The sequence below is a fragment of the Qipengyuania zhejiangensis genome (genome assembly GCF_035607565.1).
Classification (GTDB): Bacteria; Pseudomonadota; Alphaproteobacteria; order Sphingomonadales; family Sphingomonadaceae; genus Qipengyuania; species Qipengyuania zhejiangensis.
Genome location: NZ_JAYKGO010000001.1, coordinates 1,237,404 through 1,252,995 on the forward strand (window position 1 = coordinate 1,237,404; position 15,592 = coordinate 1,252,995).

Annotated in this window: 16 protein-coding genes and 2 tRNA genes; 12 read left to right on the forward strand and 6 right to left on the reverse strand. The window is 62.6% G+C overall.

The window, feature by feature from the left end:
- Nucleotides 1-103 precede the first annotated feature (103 nt).
- The 6 genes from ilvB to VR863_RS05990 are packed head-to-tail and all read left to right on the forward strand — an operon-like array spanning nt 104 to nt 5,539.
- Nucleotides 104-1,855: a biosynthetic-type acetolactate synthase large subunit gene (ilvB, locus tag VR863_RS05965; RefSeq protein ID WP_324827524.1), complete on the forward strand. Its 1,752-nt coding sequence runs from the start codon at nt 104-106 to the stop codon at nt 1,853-1,855.
- The gene (locus tag VR863_RS05970; protein ID WP_324827525.1) at nt 1,855-2,154 is read left to right on the forward strand and encodes a hypothetical protein; all 300 of its coding nucleotides are present in this window, start codon (nt 1,855-1,857) and stop codon (nt 2,152-2,154) included. The genes ilvB and VR863_RS05970 overlap by 1 nt, the downstream gene beginning before the upstream one ends.
- Nucleotides 2,151-2,666, forward strand: coding sequence for an acetolactate synthase small subunit (ilvN, locus tag VR863_RS05975; protein ID WP_324827526.1), 516 nt, complete (start codon nt 2,151-2,153; stop codon nt 2,664-2,666). Before VR863_RS05970 ends, ilvN begins: the two co-directional genes overlap by 4 nt.
- Nucleotides 2,667-2,693: 27 nt before the next feature.
- Complete coding sequence (gene ilvC, locus VR863_RS05980) at nt 2,694-3,728, forward strand: ketol-acid reductoisomerase (protein ID WP_324827527.1); 1,035 nt, start codon at nt 2,694-2,696, stop codon at nt 3,726-3,728.
- Nucleotides 3,729-3,777: 49 nt separating this feature from the next.
- The gene (locus tag VR863_RS05985) at nt 3,778-4,386 is read left to right on the forward strand and encodes a DUF6151 family protein (protein WP_324827528.1); all 609 of its coding nucleotides are present in this window, start codon (nt 3,778-3,780) and stop codon (nt 4,384-4,386) included.
- 4 nt (nt 4,387-4,390) lie between these two features.
- A complete protein-coding gene (locus tag VR863_RS05990; RefSeq protein ID WP_324827529.1) occupies nt 4,391-5,539 on the forward strand; it encodes an alpha-hydroxy acid oxidase in 1,149 nt (382 codons plus the stop codon).
- Here the strand turns inward: VR863_RS05990 and VR863_RS05995 are convergent.
- Together VR863_RS05995 and VR863_RS06000 are read right to left on the reverse strand one after the other, a co-directional pair.
- Nucleotides 5,536-6,663, reverse strand: a complete 1,128-nt coding sequence (locus VR863_RS05995) for an epoxide hydrolase family protein (protein ID WP_324827530.1) — start codon at nt 6,661-6,663, stop codon at nt 5,536-5,538. The genes VR863_RS05990 and VR863_RS05995 overlap by 4 nt on opposite strands.
- A 2-nt stretch (nt 6,664-6,665) precedes the next feature.
- Nucleotides 6,666-7,088, reverse strand: coding sequence for a PaaI family thioesterase (locus tag VR863_RS06000; RefSeq protein WP_324827531.1), 423 nt, complete (start codon nt 7,086-7,088; stop codon nt 6,666-6,668).
- A gap of 224 nt (nt 7,089-7,312) precedes the next feature.
- On the opposite strand from VR863_RS06000, the gene leuA reads away from it, so the two are divergent.
- A complete protein-coding gene (gene leuA, locus VR863_RS06005) occupies nt 7,313-8,995 on the forward strand; it encodes a 2-isopropylmalate synthase (protein ID WP_324827532.1) in 1,683 nt (560 codons plus the stop codon).
- 27 nt (nt 8,996-9,022) lie between these two features.
- Here the strand turns inward: leuA and VR863_RS06010 are convergent, their stop codons facing one another.
- On the reverse strand, nt 9,023-9,196 hold the full coding sequence (locus VR863_RS06010; protein ID WP_324827533.1) for a hypothetical protein: 174 nt from the start codon (nt 9,194-9,196) through the stop codon (nt 9,023-9,025).
- A gap of 196 nt (nt 9,197-9,392) precedes the next feature.
- Here VR863_RS06010 and VR863_RS06015 point away from each other — a divergent pair, with 196 nt between their 5' ends.
- Nucleotides 9,393-10,442 carry an amidohydrolase family protein gene (locus VR863_RS06015; RefSeq protein WP_324827576.1) on the forward strand — a complete coding sequence of 350 codons (1,050 nt, stop codon included), beginning with the start codon at nt 9,393-9,395 and terminating at the stop codon, nt 10,440-10,442.
- Nucleotides 10,443-10,522: 80 nt separating this feature from the next.
- Complete coding sequence (locus VR863_RS06020) at nt 10,523-11,491, forward strand: NAD(P)H-dependent flavin oxidoreductase (protein WP_324827534.1); 969 nt, start codon at nt 10,523-10,525, stop codon at nt 11,489-11,491.
- Here VR863_RS06020 and VR863_RS06025 read toward each other — a convergent pair.
- From VR863_RS06025 to VR863_RS06035, 3 genes are all read right to left on the reverse strand, one after another.
- Complete coding sequence (locus tag VR863_RS06025; RefSeq protein ID WP_324827535.1) at nt 11,488-12,003, reverse strand: AHH domain-containing protein; 516 nt, start codon at nt 12,001-12,003, stop codon at nt 11,488-11,490. The genes VR863_RS06020 and VR863_RS06025 overlap by 4 nt on opposite strands.
- 18 nt (nt 12,004-12,021) lie before the next feature.
- Nucleotides 12,022-12,741: a hypothetical protein gene (locus VR863_RS06030; RefSeq protein WP_324827536.1), complete on the reverse strand. Its 720-nt coding sequence runs from the start codon at nt 12,739-12,741 to the stop codon at nt 12,022-12,024.
- A 205-nt stretch (nt 12,742-12,946) separates the two neighbouring features.
- Nucleotides 12,947-13,432, reverse strand: coding sequence for a flavodoxin family protein (locus VR863_RS06035; protein WP_324827537.1), 486 nt, complete (start codon nt 13,430-13,432; stop codon nt 12,947-12,949).
- 80 nt (nt 13,433-13,512) lie between these two features.
- Here VR863_RS06035 and recJ point away from each other — a divergent pair, with 80 nt between their 5' ends.
- The 3 genes from recJ (at nt 13,513) to VR863_RS06050 (ending at nt 15,591) form a co-directional block, all read left to right on the forward strand.
- A complete protein-coding gene (gene recJ / locus VR863_RS06040) occupies nt 13,513-15,297 on the forward strand; it encodes a single-stranded-DNA-specific exonuclease RecJ (RefSeq protein ID WP_324827538.1) in 1,785 nt (594 codons plus the stop codon).
- A 95-nt stretch (nt 15,298-15,392) separates the two neighbouring features.
- Nucleotides 15,393-15,467 (forward strand) — tRNA-Glu (locus VR863_RS06045).
- 49 nt (nt 15,468-15,516) lie between these two features.
- Nucleotides 15,517-15,591: transfer RNA gene (locus tag VR863_RS06050), tRNA-Glu, on the forward strand.
- Nucleotide 15,592 lies beyond the last annotated feature (1 nt).

Below are 15,592 nucleotides of genomic sequence, written 5' to 3' on the forward strand. Positions count from 1 at the left end.
GAACTTGTCACGGCTTAACGGCGCCATGTCGGCCCGGCGCTTCAGACCCCAGCGCCGGGCCGATTTGTAGTTTTCGCACACGAATGCGGGTCCGGAGAATGATGTGAGTACCGAGCGCAGCGGCGCTGCCATCCTGATCGAATGCCTCAAGCGGCAGGGCGTGGAATTCGTTTTCGGCTATCCCGGCGGCGCAGTTCTTCCGATTTACGACGAACTTTTCGCCGATGACGGCATCCGTCATATCCTCGTCCGTCACGAAGCTGGCGCGGCACACGCGGCAGAAGGTTATGCGCGCTCGACCGGCAAGCCAGGGGTGGTCCTCGTCACCAGCGGACCCGGGGCGACGAACGCGGTGACCGGCATCGCCGATGCGTACATGGATTCGATCCCGATGGTCGTGATTACCGGCCAGGTGCCAACCGCGCTGATCGGCACAGATGCGTTTCAGGAAGCCGATACCGTCGGCCTCACCCGCCATTGCACCAAGCACAACTATCTCGTCAAAGATCCGGCCCGCCTCCGCGCAACGGTCGAGGAAGCCTTTCGGATCGCCACCACCGGCAGGCCCGGCCCCGTCGTCGTCGATATTCCCAAGGATGTGCAGATCGCGCTGGCGGAATGGAACGAACAGGACACAGCCCCGCTCCCTTCGCACCGGTATCAGCCCCGCATGGTGGGCGCGGCAGACGAAATTTCGGAAGCGGTCGAAATGCTCGCCGCTGCCGAACGCCCGATTTTCTATACCGGAGGCGGCGTCATCAATGCCGGCCCCCGCGCAGCCGATTTGCTGCGCCAGCTTCAGCGGGCAGCCGACGTGCCTGTAACCAGCACGCTCATGGGCCTTGGCGCGTTTCCTGCCGACCATCCGGACTGGCTGGGCATGTTGGGAATGCATGGCACGTTCGAAGCCAACATGGCGATGAACAAGGCCGATCTGATCGTGGCGATCGGTTCGCGTTTCGATGACCGCGTAACGGGCCGTCTCGATGCGTTTGCCCCGAATGCCAGGAAAATCCACATCGACATCGACCGGGCCCAGATCAACAAGATCGTCCCGGTCGATCTGGGGATCGTGGGCGATTGCGGGCACGTGCTCGAACAATTGCTCGGTGCGTGGGGCAATCGCAAACCGCGTGACAGGTCCGAATGGAAGGCCCGCATATTGGGCTGGAAGGCGCGCGATTGCCTGGCATACCCCGATCACGGCGAAGGCCTGATCATGCCCCAGAAATCGGTGGAGCGGCTGTTCGCGCTGACCGGCCACCGAGATCCGATCATCACGACGGAAGTCGGCCAGCACCAGATGTGGGCGGCGCAATATTTCCGCTTCATGGGACCGAACAAGTGGCTGACCAGCGGCGGGCTCGGGACGATGGGTTATGGCTTGCCGGCCGCAATCGGCGCGCAGCTGGGCAATCCGGACAGTCTGGTGATCGATATCGCCGGAGAGGCTTCTATACAGATGAACATCCAGGAACTCGGCACGGCCAGCCAGTACCGCCTGCCGGTCAAGGTGTTCATCCTCAACAACGAATACATGGGCATGGTCCGCCAATGGCAGGAACTGACCTACGAAAGCCGGTATTCGAACAGCTATTCGGATAGCCTGCCCGACTTTGTGAAGCTGGCGGAGGCGTATGGCTGGAAGGGCATCCGCATCGAGGATGAAAGGCAGCTCGATGCGGGTATCGAGGCCATGCTTGCCCATGACGGGCCGGTGATGGTGGATTGCATGGTGGCCAAGGAAGCCAACTGCTTCCCGATGATCCCCAGCGGCGCGGCGCACACCGATATGCTGCTGTACGGCGATCAGGTGAACGGCACGATGGATGACGAAGCAAAGGCGCTTGTGTGATGGGTATGCATCAACGGATTCCGCAACAATTCGAAGCCAGCGTGGAACGCCGCGTGTGGTTCGACCGGGAACATGCCGACCAGTTCCTCGACTGGATCGAAGACACCGGTCAGCGGTTCCTTGGCATGGATGTGGCGCAGAAGCAGGATGACGGCAATTGGGTGCTGTTGACGGACAGCCTCGATCTCGCCCGACAAACCGACAATTTCGAAGCTGTCCGCATGGGCCGCGTCTTCCTTGCCGATTACGATGGCGACGGACGGATGTTCGAACCTGTATGGCAGGAGCGGCCGCGATGAAGATCGCCGAACAATCGAACGAACGCCACGTCCTCAACGTGATCGTCGACAACGAAGCGGGCATTCTCGCCAAGATCGCGGGAATGTTCACGGCGCGCGGCTACAATATCGACAGCCTGACCGTGGCCGATATTTCCGAAGACCATGCCATCAGCCGGATCACCATCGTGACCCGCGGCCCGGAACCGGTGATCGACCAGATCCGTGCCCAGCTGGAACGCCTCGTCCCGGTGCACAAGGTCATCGACCTGACCGAACAGGGCGCGCACGTCGAACGTGAACTCGCCCTGGTGAAGGTGGCCGGAAAAGGTGACAACCGCGTGGAAGCCCTGCGAATTGCCGAGCTGTTTCGCGCCAATGTGGTCGATACCACGACCGCCAGTTTCGTTTTCGAGCTTACCGGTGCGCCGGACAAGATCGACAGTTTCATCGCCCTGATGCGCGAACTTGGCCTCGTCGAGGTCGGTCGATCGGGGATCGTGGGAATGATGCGCGGCGCCCAACAAGCCTGATGGGCCGCGCTTTACGTGAGGAATACGATGCAAGTTTATTATGATGCCGATTGCGACCAGCAGCTGATCAAGGACAAGAAGGTCGCGATTGTCGGCTATGGCAGCCAGGGCCATGCCCACGCCCAGAACCTGCGCGATAGCGGTGTGGGCGAAGTCGCCATCGCGCTGCGCCCCGGTTCGGCAACGGCCAAGAAGGCCGAAGGCGCCGGTTTCACGGTAAAAACCGTGGCTCAGGCCGCGGAGTGGGCCGACGTGCTGATGATCCTCGCGCCGGACGAGCACCAGGCGGCGATCTATGCCAACGAAATAGCCGGCAAGATGAAGCCGGGCAGCGCCCTTGCCTTCGCCCATGGCCTCAACATCCACTTCGGCCTGATCGATCCCCCCGCCGATGTGGACGTGATCATGATCGCGCCCAAGGGCCCCGGCCACACCGTTCGCGGCGAATACATCAAGGGCGGCGGCGTCCCGTGCCTGATCGCGATCCATCAGGAAAGCGAACAGAGCGGCGGCAACGGTTATGCCAAGCAGCTTGCCCTTTCCTATGCCAGCGCTGTCGGGGGTGGCCGTTCGGGCATCATCGAAACCGATTTCAAGGAAGAGTGCGAAACCGACCTCTTCGGCGAACAGGCCGTGCTTTGCGGCGGGGTGACCCATCTTATCCAGGCCGGGTTCGAAACCCTGGTCGAAGCCGGATACGCCCCTGAAATGGCGTATTTCGAATGCCTCCACGAAACCAAGCTGATCGTCGATCTGTTGTACGAAGGCGGCATCGCCAACATGCGCTATTCGATCAGCAACACGGCTGAATACGGGGACATCAAGACCGGGCCGCGCATCATCACGGATGAAACAAAGGCTGAAATGAAGCGTGTTCTGGCCGATATCCAGTCGGGACGCTTCGTGAAGGACTTCGTGCTCGACAACCAGGCCGGTCAGCCGGAACTGAAGGCGAGCCGCAAGGCCGCCGCAGCCCACCCGATCGAACAGACCGGCGCCAAGCTGCGCGCGATGATGCCCTGGATCGGTGCGAACAAGCTGGTCGACAAGGACAAGAACTGAAGCCTAGGCTCGCGCTCACGAAGTCATCTTCAGGAGCGCGAGCCAAAGCATGCCGACCCCGTCAGACATCGCGTTTTCCTGCGCTTGCGGCGCAGTGTCGGGAACGCTGCTCGAAGCCGGTCCGTCGCAGGGCGATCACGTCGTTTGCCATTGCACCGATTGCCAGGATTTCGGGCGTTACCTGGGCAAGTCGGAACGGATCGTCGGGGTCGCAGGCGGCACACCGCTTTACCAATGCCGCTGCGCCCGAATGCGAATGCAAACGGGCCGCGACAAACTGGCTTGCCTCCACCTGACCGACAAGCCGACCCTGCGCTGGTACGCGGCGTGTTGCCGCACACCGATGTTCAACACTTACGCCAATGGCCGCGTTCCTTACGTGACAGCCATGGTTGGCAATTGCGATCCGAACCGGCGCGAGGCTGTATTCGGCCCGCCCATCGGTCACCTGTTCACTGGCGATGCCACGGGCGACGTGGGCGATGTCCCGAAAATGTCGATGACCAGGATGGTCGGGCGATCCATGCGACGGATTGTGAAGGACGTGGTTTCGGGCGATCGGCGGCGAAGCGAATTGTTCGACGGCCAGACCCTGCAACCGATTGCCACACCCCATCGCCTGACCGCTCGCGAGCGGCAGGACCTGGCGGAGAAATAGCCACATGCGCCTGAACGACTGTCACAACATCGACGATTTCCGGCAACTGGCAAAACAGCGCCTGCCGTGGCCCGTGTTCGATTACATCGATGGTGCCGCCGATGACGAAATCACCAAGGCGCGCAACACCAGCGCCTTCGATACGGTGGATCTTGTGCCCGATGTCCTGGCGGGCGTCGGATCGATCGACACCTCCTGCACCATCATGGGGCGGACCAGCGCCCTGCCCCTCATGCTGAGCCCGACCGCGCTCCAGCGGGCGTTTCACCGTGACGGCGAACGCGCGGTGGCGCGGGCCGCCGAAAAATTCGGCGTGTGGTTCGGCATATCCAGTCTCGCCACCCATTCGATCGAGGAAATCGCCGCGCTTACCCGTGGGCCGAAGCTCTTCCAGCTGTATGTTCACAAGGACAAGGGCCTGAACGCATCGATGATCGAACGGTGCAAGGAGAGCCGGTTTGACGCCCTCGCCCTGACTGTCGACACGATTGTTTCGGGCAAGCGCGAACGATGCCTGCGTTCCGGCTTCACCACCCCGCCCCGGTTCACCCCGTCGGCCCTGTGGAGTTATGCCACGCGGCCACGCTGGACGATGGATTATGTCTTCGGGCCGAAGTTCCGGCTGCCGAACCTTGATGGCCACGTCGATGAAGGAACCGGCAAGCCGGTCAGCATACAGAATTATTTCAACACCATGCTCGATACCGGTATGGATTGGGATACCGCCGCGCGCATCCGGCAGGACTGGGGCGGCACTTTCTGCCTCAAGGGCGTGATGAGCGCTGCCGATGCCCGCCGCGCGGTGGACATCGGGGCCGATGCGATCATGATTTCGAACCACGGTGGGCGGCAGCTCGACGGAAGCCGCGCGCCCTTCGACCAGTTGCGCGAAATCGGCGATGCCGTCGGCGGACAGATCGAGATCATCTGCGACGGCGGTGTCCGGCGCGGCACGCACGTCCTCAAGAGCCTGGCCGCCGGGGCCACGGCTGCATCAGGCGGCAGGTTGTATCTCTATGCCCTTGCCGCCGCCGGTCAGCCGGGGGTGGAACGCGCCCTGTCAATCCTCAAGGACGAGATCGAACGGGGAATGCGGCTGATGGGTGTCACCTCGGTCGACCAGTTGACTGCCGACCGCCTGCGCTGGCGCTAGATCATCTTGGCAAAACAGGCGCGCAGTTCGGCAACGAACAGGTCGGGCTGTTCCCAGGCGGCGAAGTGCCCGCCTTCGGCAACCTCGCTCCAGTAAACGATGTTGGTCAGGCTGCGCTGCGCCCATTCGCGCGGTGTCAGCAGGATCTCCTTTTCGAATACGCTGACCCCGGTCGGCACGGCAACGTTTCCTGCACCGAAGGTGCCGAAGCTTTCCCAATACAGGCGCGCTGCCGAAGCGCCCGTGGCGGGCAGCCAATAGAGCATCACGTCGTCGAGCACCTGATCCATCGACAGGGCATCCCACGGTGACCCCTGGTTATCCGTCCAGTAGTAGATTTTTTCGAGAATCCAGGCGGCAAGCCCGACGGGCGAATCCACCAGCGAATATCCGATGGTTTGCGGCCGCGTGCTCTGCTCCTTGGAATAACCCGAATCCCATTCCTGGTAGAACATGAGCCGCTGGACGGCCTTGAGTATGGCCGGGTCCTTGCTCGCCATGTCTTCCGGATTCGGACGCACGATCGGCATATTCAGGTGGATGCCGATGCAGCCATCCGGCGCCTGGTGGCCGATGGCAGTGGTCACCGCCGAACCCCAATCGCCCCCTTGCGCCACCCAGCGATCATAGCCGAGGCGCTGCATTAATTCGGACCAGGCGGACGCAATGCGTTCGATCCCCCAGCCGGTTCCCGATGGCTTCTGCGAAAAGCCGTAACCCGGCAGTGACGGCGCGACCACATGGAACGCCTGCGCTTCCGGATCGGCCGGATCGGCAAGTTCATCGATCACGCCGAGGAATTCGACAACCGATCCCGGCCACCCGTGCGTGATGATCAGCGGCAAGGCATCGGCGCGGGGAGAACGGCGGTGCAGGAAGTGGATCGCCAACCCGTCGATTTCGGTCGTGAATTGACCCACGGCGTTGAGCCGGGCTTCGCACCGCCGCCAGTCGTATTCGATACGCCAATAGGCCACGAGTTCGCGCAAGGCGGCAAGCCTTGTTCCCTGCGACCAGTCGTCGACCGGCTCCTGCTCTGGCCAGCGGGTGTTATCCAGACGGTCCGCCAATCGAACGAGGTCGTCTTCGGCAATGTTCAGGTGAAAGGGTTTGATCTCGCTCATCGTCACGCTCCGGTTGCGGCCCTGGATGCCTGTTCGACCCGTGCCCTGTCGGCCAACAGGATCGTGCTCGTGGCCTTGGCCAGCACCGTGCCCTGCGCGTCCTTCAGATGCCCTTCGTAAAAGCTGGTCCGCTTGCCATGCCGTTCGACCCAGGCTTCGGCAATGACCAGGCCGGGCCTGACGGGTGCAAAAAAGCTGACCTTCAGCTCCAGCGTCATCGGCACCACGCCGTCCCCGTTCTTCGCAATCGCGGCGTGCGCCATCGCCGCATCGATCCATCCGGTAATGAAGCCGCCCTGCACCACGCCGCCCGAATGGCATTGCTCCAGCTTCGCCTCGTATTCCAGGGACGACCGGCCCTCCGGATCCATCGTAACGATGCGGATCAAGCCCAGTGTCTGGCTGAGCGGGTGCTGTTCGGACATTCTTCCCCCTTGTCGTTTGAAATATAATTTCTTGCGATGCCCAAGCCTGTTTTGCTTTACAACCCCGGCCTGCTTTCGCATAGCGGATGCCATGCACAGCGCACTCGGACTAGACCTGCGACTTACACGCCCTTGGGCGTGATAGCTGGCGTGCCTTCCACGGTGCGCTGAGCGCCCAAGGGACCCGTCGACCATCCCCACAATCGCAGTACCCGAGATTTTCCATGTCCATGCTTCGCGATCCCGCGCAGAAATATTCCGCCTTCCCGCAAGTGCCCTTGCCTGACCGGCAATGGCCGTCGCGCACGATCACCGCGCCGCCGCGCTGGCTTTCAACCGACCTTCGCGACGGAAACCAGGCGATTGTCGATCCGATGGACGCCCACAAGAAGAACCGCTTCTTCGACCTCCTGATCGAAATCGGCGTCAAGGAAATCGAGGTCGGCTTTCCCAGTGCGGGCGCAACCGAATTCGATTTCATTTCCGGCCTTATTCAGTCGGGCCGCGTGCCCGACGACGTGATGGTGCAGGTCCTCACCCAGAGCCGTGCCGACCTCATTCGCACCAGCTTCGCCAGCCTTACCGGCGCGCACGCCGCCATCGTCCACCTGTACAACGCGGTCAGCCCGGCATGGCGCGAAGTGGTGTTCGGCATGTCGCGCGACCAGGTGCGCGACATAGCGGTTGCCGGTGCGAAGGTCATGCGGGACGAAGCGGCAAAGCAGCCCGGTACCGATTGGCATTTCGAATATTCACCCGAAACATTCTCGACCGCCGAACTCGATTTCAGTCTCGAGGTTTGCGAAGCGGTAATGGAGGTTCTTGCGCCCACGCCCGATCACCCGATCATCCTCAACCTGCCCGCCACGGTCGAAGCGGCAACGCCGAATATTTACGCCGATCAGGTGGAATATTTCATTCGCAACCTGCCCAATCGCGACAGCGCGGTCATCAGCCTGCATACGCATAACGATCGCGGCACCGGCGTGGCGGCGGCCGAACTGGCGCTGATGGCCGGGGCCGACCGGGTCGAAGGGTGCCTGTTCGGCAATGGCGAACGCACCGGCAATTGCTGCCTCGTTACAATGGCGCTCAATATGTACACCCAGGGCGTAAACCCGGGGATCGATTTTTCGAACATCGACCGCGTGATCGAGACGGTGGAATACTGCAACCAGATACCCGTCCACCAACGCCATCCCTATGGCGGCGAACTGGTCTACACAGCGTTTTCCGGCAGTCACCAGGATGCGATCAAGAAGGGGTTTGCCGCGCACCAGACCCAGAACGACCCGCATTGGCGCGTGCCGTATCTGCCGATCGATCCGGCCGATCTGGGACGCAGCTACGAAGCGGTCATCCGGGTCAATTCCCAGTCTGGCAAAGGCGGGTTTGCATGGGTTCTCGAACAGGATCAGGGGCTCAAACTGCCCAAGAAAATGCAGGCCGATTTCTCGCCCCATGTCCAGCGCATGGCCGATGAACTTGGCCGTGAACTTGGCGCCTCCGATATCTGGGACGCGTTCCGCAACGCGTACCACGTGCAAACGAACGACAAGCATTTCCAGCTCGTGGGATACGAGGAAAGCCGCGCCAGCGATGGAACGCGCCTCTTCACGGGCACGATCGAGGTGGATGGACAGGCCAAAAGCGTTTCCGGCCGCGGAAACGGGCTTATCTCAAGCGTGATGGGTACGCTGAGCGAAGCCTTTGGCGTCGATCTGGAAGTGGTCGACTACACCGAGCACGCGCTTGGCGCCGGCACGGATGCCAACGCGGCAGCTTTCCTCGAATGCCGCACCTCCGACGGCCGGACCGTTTGGGGCTGCGGGATCGACGAGGACGTGGCGACCGCCAGCGTTCGCGCCGTGCTCAGCGCTGCCAATTCGGCGGTCGGTCAGGCATAGGAAATACGCGGCGCGGGCAGCGCCGGTTCAGCCGGCCGTTACCTGCGCCGCGATCTCTTCGATCGACCCTTCGACCAGCAGCGGCTGCCCCCCGACAATGCCGACTTTCGTCTGGCCGTTCTCGTCCGAACGGAGCCACGCGATATTCTGTGCAACCACGAGGTAATTTCCGCCGCGCGACTTGAGGGGTACGAATTTCATTGGGTGTCTCCTGACCGGCACGCCGATACCACTTCGCCCGCACAAAAGTAGTTAACGCCGGCAGCGGATTTTGCGGATTTTGCGGCGACAGCGATAATCCATTCCCTCCCCCTTCACGGCTTGCTAGCCTCCTTGTTCGACGTAGCCGAAAAATCGGACCGCTCGCCTTGCGAACGCTGGAATGGGACAGGAAACTATGGCTGAAGAAATTCTCGAACCCGAACTGCCGATCATCGATCCGCACCACCACCTGTGGGACCTGCGCCCGCTGATTGGCGGGTTCCCCCAGCCGCGGCACGATTTCCTCGAGGCGCTGGTCGATGCGTCCTATTACACCTTCGATGCGCTTCATGCCGATACGCACAGCGGTCATAACATCGTTGGCACCATCTTCATGGAATGCGGCGCCTTCTACGATGCCTCGCGCAGCGATGCGATGAAGCCGGTCGGCGAAGTCGAATTCGTCAACGGCGTCGCTGCCCAGGGTGCCAGCGGGCTTTATGGCGCATACCGGCCATGCGCGGGCATCGTCGGCCATGCAGACCTGACCCTGGGCGATGCGGTCAAGCCGGTGGTGGAGGCGTTGCTAGCCGCCGGTAACGGGCGTTTTCGCGGGATCCGCCACGCTGCGGCGTGGGATGCCGACCCCGAAGTCCTCGGCCCTCCCTTCCATGCGCCTCAAGGCCTGTACTTGAGCGATGCTTTCCGCACGGGTTTTGCCGCTTATGCGGAATACGGCCTGACCTTCGACGCTTGGCTGCTGGAACCACAGCTCGGCGACGTGCTGGACCTGGCGCGCGCGTTTCCCGAACAGCAGATCGTTCTCGACCATTGCGGAACGCCGCTCAACATCGCCAGCTACCGCGGCAAGCTGCACGAGAATTTCGACCGCTGGCGCCGCTCGATCCATGCGCTTGCCGAATGCCCGAACGTCTCGGTCAAACTGGGCGGGTTGGCGATGGCGTTTTGCGGGATGCCCGAAAAAGGACCCGCTGCGGGCGATGGGTCAGAGCATCTGGCCGCCCTTTGGCGCCCCTACATTGAAACCTGCATCGAATCCTTCGGGGCAAATCGCGCTATGTTCGAAAGCAACTATCCGGTCGACCGGTGGGGGGCGAGTTATGCGGTTTTGTGGAACGCGTTCAAGCGCCTTGCGCACGGTGCCAGTGCGGACGAAAAGCACGCCCTGTTCGCCGGGACTGCCGCGCGCATTTACGGCGTAGAACACGTCCTCCCGACTGCCTGACGTTTACGTAACGTCAATCTCGACAAGTGCCCCGGCCCGCCATAGGCCGGTGTGCAACCCGTGAGAGAGGAACTGCCATCATGAGCTTGCCCGCCCCGTTCGACCGTCTGCGCCTGCCCGTAATCGGATCGCCCCTGTTCATCGTGTCGGGCCCCGAACTGGTCATCGCTCAGTGCAAGGCGGGCATCGTGGGCAGCTTCCCGGCGCTCAACGCCCGCCCGCAAAGCGAGCTGGACGAATGGATCCACCGCATCACCGAAGAACTGGCCGCGCACAACCGCGACAATCCCGATCGTCCCGCCGCACCGTTTGCCGTCAACCAGATCGTCCATAAATCGAACGATCGTCTCGATGCGGATATGCAGACATGCGCCAAGTGGCAGGTGCCGCTGGTCATCACCTCGCTCGGCGCGCGTGAGGAAGTCTTCAGCGCAGTTCGCAGCTGGGGCGGCATCACCATGCACGACGTGATCAACGATCGATTCTCACGCAAGGCCATCGAAAAAGGGGCCGACGGATTGATTCCGGTGGCCGCAGGTGCAGGCGGTCACGCCGGCACGCTCAGCCCGTTTGCGTTGATGCAGGAAATCCGCAGCTGGTTCGACGGGCTGGTGGCCCTGTCCGGCTCGATCGCGCATGGCCGATCGATCCTTGCCGCACAGGCCCTTGGTGCGGATTTCGCCTATATCGGCTCGCCCTGGATCGCCGCGGAAGAAGCCAACGCCGACGAAGCGTACAAGCAGGGAATCGTCGAAGGGGACGCCAGCGGCATTGTCTACACCAACCTGTTTACCGGCGTTCACGGCAATTACCTGCGTTCGAGCATCGAGGCAGCCGGTCTCAATCCGGAAGACCTGCCGACCAGCGATCCGAGCAAGATGAACTTCGGCAGCGGCGGAAACACCAAGGCCAAGGCATGGAAGGACATCTGGGGTTCGGGCCAGGGTATCGGCACGGTGACCAGGTCCGCACCGGTTGAAGAAACGGTCGCCCGCCTGGAACGCGAATACAACGACGCAAAGGCGGCCCTGGCAAAAGCCACCGCCTAGGTCGAATTCCAGAGGTCATCCGCCATTGCATCGAGGCTGGAGAAATCCAGACCGGTGCCCAACGGGTCCTTGCGATTGAGCCGGTAGGGCGCACGTTCGTCGAGCAGGCGCTTGCGCAAGCTCACCTGCAGAAGCGCAAGGCCCGCGATGGCCGCGCGGCCTGCGTCCTGCGGCTGACGCGCCCTATGCGCCGACCATCGGTGTTCGATCCGGCCGACTTTCTCGATCACCATCTCGTTGTAATCGCGGTGCGGGCCGCGATGCAGCGGAAGCGCGAGGCGGCGCACCGCTTCCTCGCGCGCGGGAAGCAGTATTCCGTTGCGGCGAAAATCGTCGAACCCGACGCGATCGATCCCGAGACCGGCAAAAAGCCGCGAAAAACACCGTAAGGTCAGCAATTGGCAGGGCAACAGGTGATGCCTTTGCAGGGCCGGATCGTGCTGGGGAGTTCCGGCCCGATTGACCGATCGAAACGGCAGTCGCGCACGCACTTCGGTCCACCGCTGGTGCATCAACCGCGCCACGAGACGTTATGCGATGGAAACCAGGATTGGCCGTGATTGCCCCTGTGGCTCCAGTCGGAGACGTGTCCCGTCGGCGCCGTTGACTGCCAAAGGCCCCGACAACCCGCCCATCCCGACAAGTTCGTGGACCAGCCTCGCGCCGGTGCGCGTTGCGGCAACCGGATCGGCGGCGATGTGTTCGTCCATTTCGATTTCTTGCCCGATCAGAAAGCCCAGCCCTTCGGTGACCATTCGGCCACGGGCATCTTTTGAAAAGCCGACCAACCCAAGCGCCGGAAATGGCCCGCCGCTGGTCCAGCTATCGACCAGCCTTGCAAACAGGCTTGGCGCGATGGCGGATCGGGCGGGCGTCCAGCAGACGGCTGCCACATCGGGCAATTGCTGCACCAGTTCCGCACCGAGAGACAGCATGGTTCGGACCACAGGCAGGCTCGACGCGCCCTCGGCAAGATGGGGACCGGGAAACAGGCCGATCGAAACCAGACCCTGGTCGTGCAGATCGACCGGGCAACTGAACCGGTAAGCAATGTCGGGAAGCGTCAACGAAGGCCCCGGATCAAGGCCGAGCAGGTCGAATGTCAGCCCGTCGCGAAGCAGTTCCAGCCAATTCCCGGGACCGCCATCCTCCCCACCCTCTGCGGACCGCATAGTGCGCGTGGACGGCTGTTTGCCGGCAGGATCGTGACTTACCGCAGACCGTCCATGCGCCGCGACAGCGGCTTTCACTTGCGCGGAAGAAGGGCGCAACTTTGGCGGAAAAAGAAGATGCAAACCCGGCAATCCGAATGCTGGCCCCGCCGGTTCCGGGGTCTCTGTATCAACTTGATCGACGATCGAACTGCCCCCCAGTCACACGGTCATATTCTCGTCCCGTTTCAAAGACCTGTCCAGTCCGAGCGGAAGCAAATTCCTCCATTTTGGAAGAACTCGGCTAGAAAACACCGATGGCAAGTCCCTCGGCGAGAGACTGGCCCAAAGCAAACGCGGCGTCGATATCATCTTTCGCTACGATTTTCGGAGCGAGAATAGCTTCGGGTGTTTGCGCGTCCATCATGACAATCCAGGGTTCCGCCACCCTCTTCAGGCGCCACCCTGTCGCGATCCGGTCAATCTGGCGCTGCGCCCCTTCCCCGTCCGATCCAGCGGCGATGATTGTCGCATAAGGTCGCCCCTCGATGCGGCCCAGGACAGGGTAATAGCAGGTGTCGAACATTTCCTTCATCGCACCGCTCATGGTCCCCAGATTTTCCGGGCACGCGAAGAGATATCCGGCGCACGACATGAGATCGTGCGGCATGACATCGGACACCTCGATACACAGAGCGCGGTTGCCTGCCCCCCTGGCCGCAGCCAGGGCAAGCGTTTCGGCCGTGCCTGTCCGGCTGTGCCAGGCGATGAGGAGCCTCTTGTCGTCCATGGCCCCACCTTCGCCGCCATCTGTCGATTGTCAATCGCGCCTGCTTTCACTGGGGGGAACAGTGGTCTATTGCCCGCTGCATGGCATCGCAGGCCCTTTCCAACGTCTTTGGCGTCACGCAATCGCTCAGCGGGCGTGCCTGGCGCTGGCGCGGCGGCAACATGCAGCTCGGCTCCGGTCTCGGGTCGGGGGAGGACATCGTTGCCCAGCTTATGCTGGCCCGCGGGGTCGACAGGGACGACCTCGATCGTCACCGCAACCCTACCTTGCGCGGCTTTTTGCCGGACCCTTCGGTCTTCAACGACATGGATGCCGCAGCGGACAGGATCGCGCAGGCCGTTCTGACGCGCGAACGGATCACGATCTACGGTGATTACGATGTGGATGGCGCAACCAGTTCGGCGCTGCTCATACGGTTGCTGCGCGATCTGGGTATCGATGCGGACTATTACATTCCAGACCGCCTTCTCGAAGGATACGGTCCATCGGGCGAGGCGCTGGTCAAGCTGGGCCAGCAAGGCAGCAGCCTGGTGGTCACGGTGGATTGCGGCGCGATGGCGCACGAGGCGCTGGCCATGGCGCACGATGCGGGCGTCGACGTGATCGTCGTCGATCACCACAAATGCTCCGCCGACTTGCCCAGAACCATAGCCCTGGTGAACCCCAACCGGCTCGACGAGAACGATCTGGCTGCCTCGCACGGGCATCTGGCGGCGGTCGGCGTGGCATTTCTGCTTGCCATCGCGCTGGTCCGTACGCTGCGTGGTCACGGCTTCTTCGAGAACCGCAGGGAACCGGACCTGCTCTCCCTGCTCGATCTAGTCGCGCTGGGAACTGTTGCCGACGTCGCCGCGCTCCACGGCCTCAATCGCGCCTTCGTGGCGCAAGGGCTCAAGGTCATGGCCAGGCGGGACAACACCGGAATGGCGGCGTTGATCGATGCAAGCCGCCTCAAGCGCGCACCGGCCTGTTCGGACCTGGGTTTTGCGCTCGGTCCGCGCATCAACGCGGGTGGCCGCGTGGGCGAATCCACCCTTGGCGTTCGCCTGCTGACGACCGAGGATCCGGACGAGGCGCGCGAAATCGCGGCCCAGCTTTCCGCGCTCAACGATGAACGCCGCGCCATCGAGGCCGAGGTGCAGCAGGCGGCCGAAGAAATGCTGGGCGCGCAGCACAATCGCGCCGTGCATGTTCTGGCCGGGCACGGGTGGCACCCCGGCGTGATCGGGATTGTTGCCGGACGCATCAAGGAAAAGACCGGCAAACCTTCGCTGGTCATCGCACTCGATGCCGACAGCGGACAGGGCAAGGGTTCGGGCCGTTCCATATCGGGCGTCGATCTGGGGGCGGCCATCATCCGGGCACGGGCGGAAGGCCTGCTTGTCGCCGGCGGCGGTCATGCGATGGCGGCCGGCCTGACCGTGGATGCCGATCAGGTGGACGCGCTGGCAGAATGGCTGGACGCGACCTTGGGAACGCAAGTGGCACGGGCTTCGGCCTCGCGCGAAATGCTGATGGACGTTGCGGTGGCGGCGGGCGGGCTGACGCCTGATCTCGTGTTCTCGCTGGAAGAAGGCGGGCCGTACGGTGTTGGCTGGCCCGGTCCCCGTGTCGCGGTTGGTCCGGTTCGTTTGGTGAAATGCGATATCGTCGGCACGGATCACGTCCGCCTTATCGCAGCGGGCGACGATGGCCGAAGTTTCAAGGGCATCGCATTCCGGGCTGCCGAAAGCGAACTTGGGCAGACGCTGCTGCATGGATCGCAAGGTCGGCGGCTGTGGCTCGCCGGTCGCGCGAAGATCGACGATTGGGGAAACCGCCCGCAAGCCGAATTGCACCTGGAAGACGCCGCCTGGGCCGATTGACGAAAAACATCGCATTCCAAGCACCATTGGAGGGTTGACGCCCTGCCCCCTCCCGCTTAAGTGCGCCGCCACGCCACCGACCCGGAAACGGGACTGGCCCCTTCGTCTAGCGGTTAGGACGCGGCCCTTTCACGGCTGAAACACGGGTTCGATTCCCGTAGGGGTCACCATCGGTGGCGTTTTTCATTCCAGCGCCTTGCGGCCCTCGAATTCTGGGATGGCCCCTTCGTCTAGCGGTTAGGACGCGGCCCTTTCACGGCTGAAACACGGGTTCGATTCCCGTAGGGGTCACCAT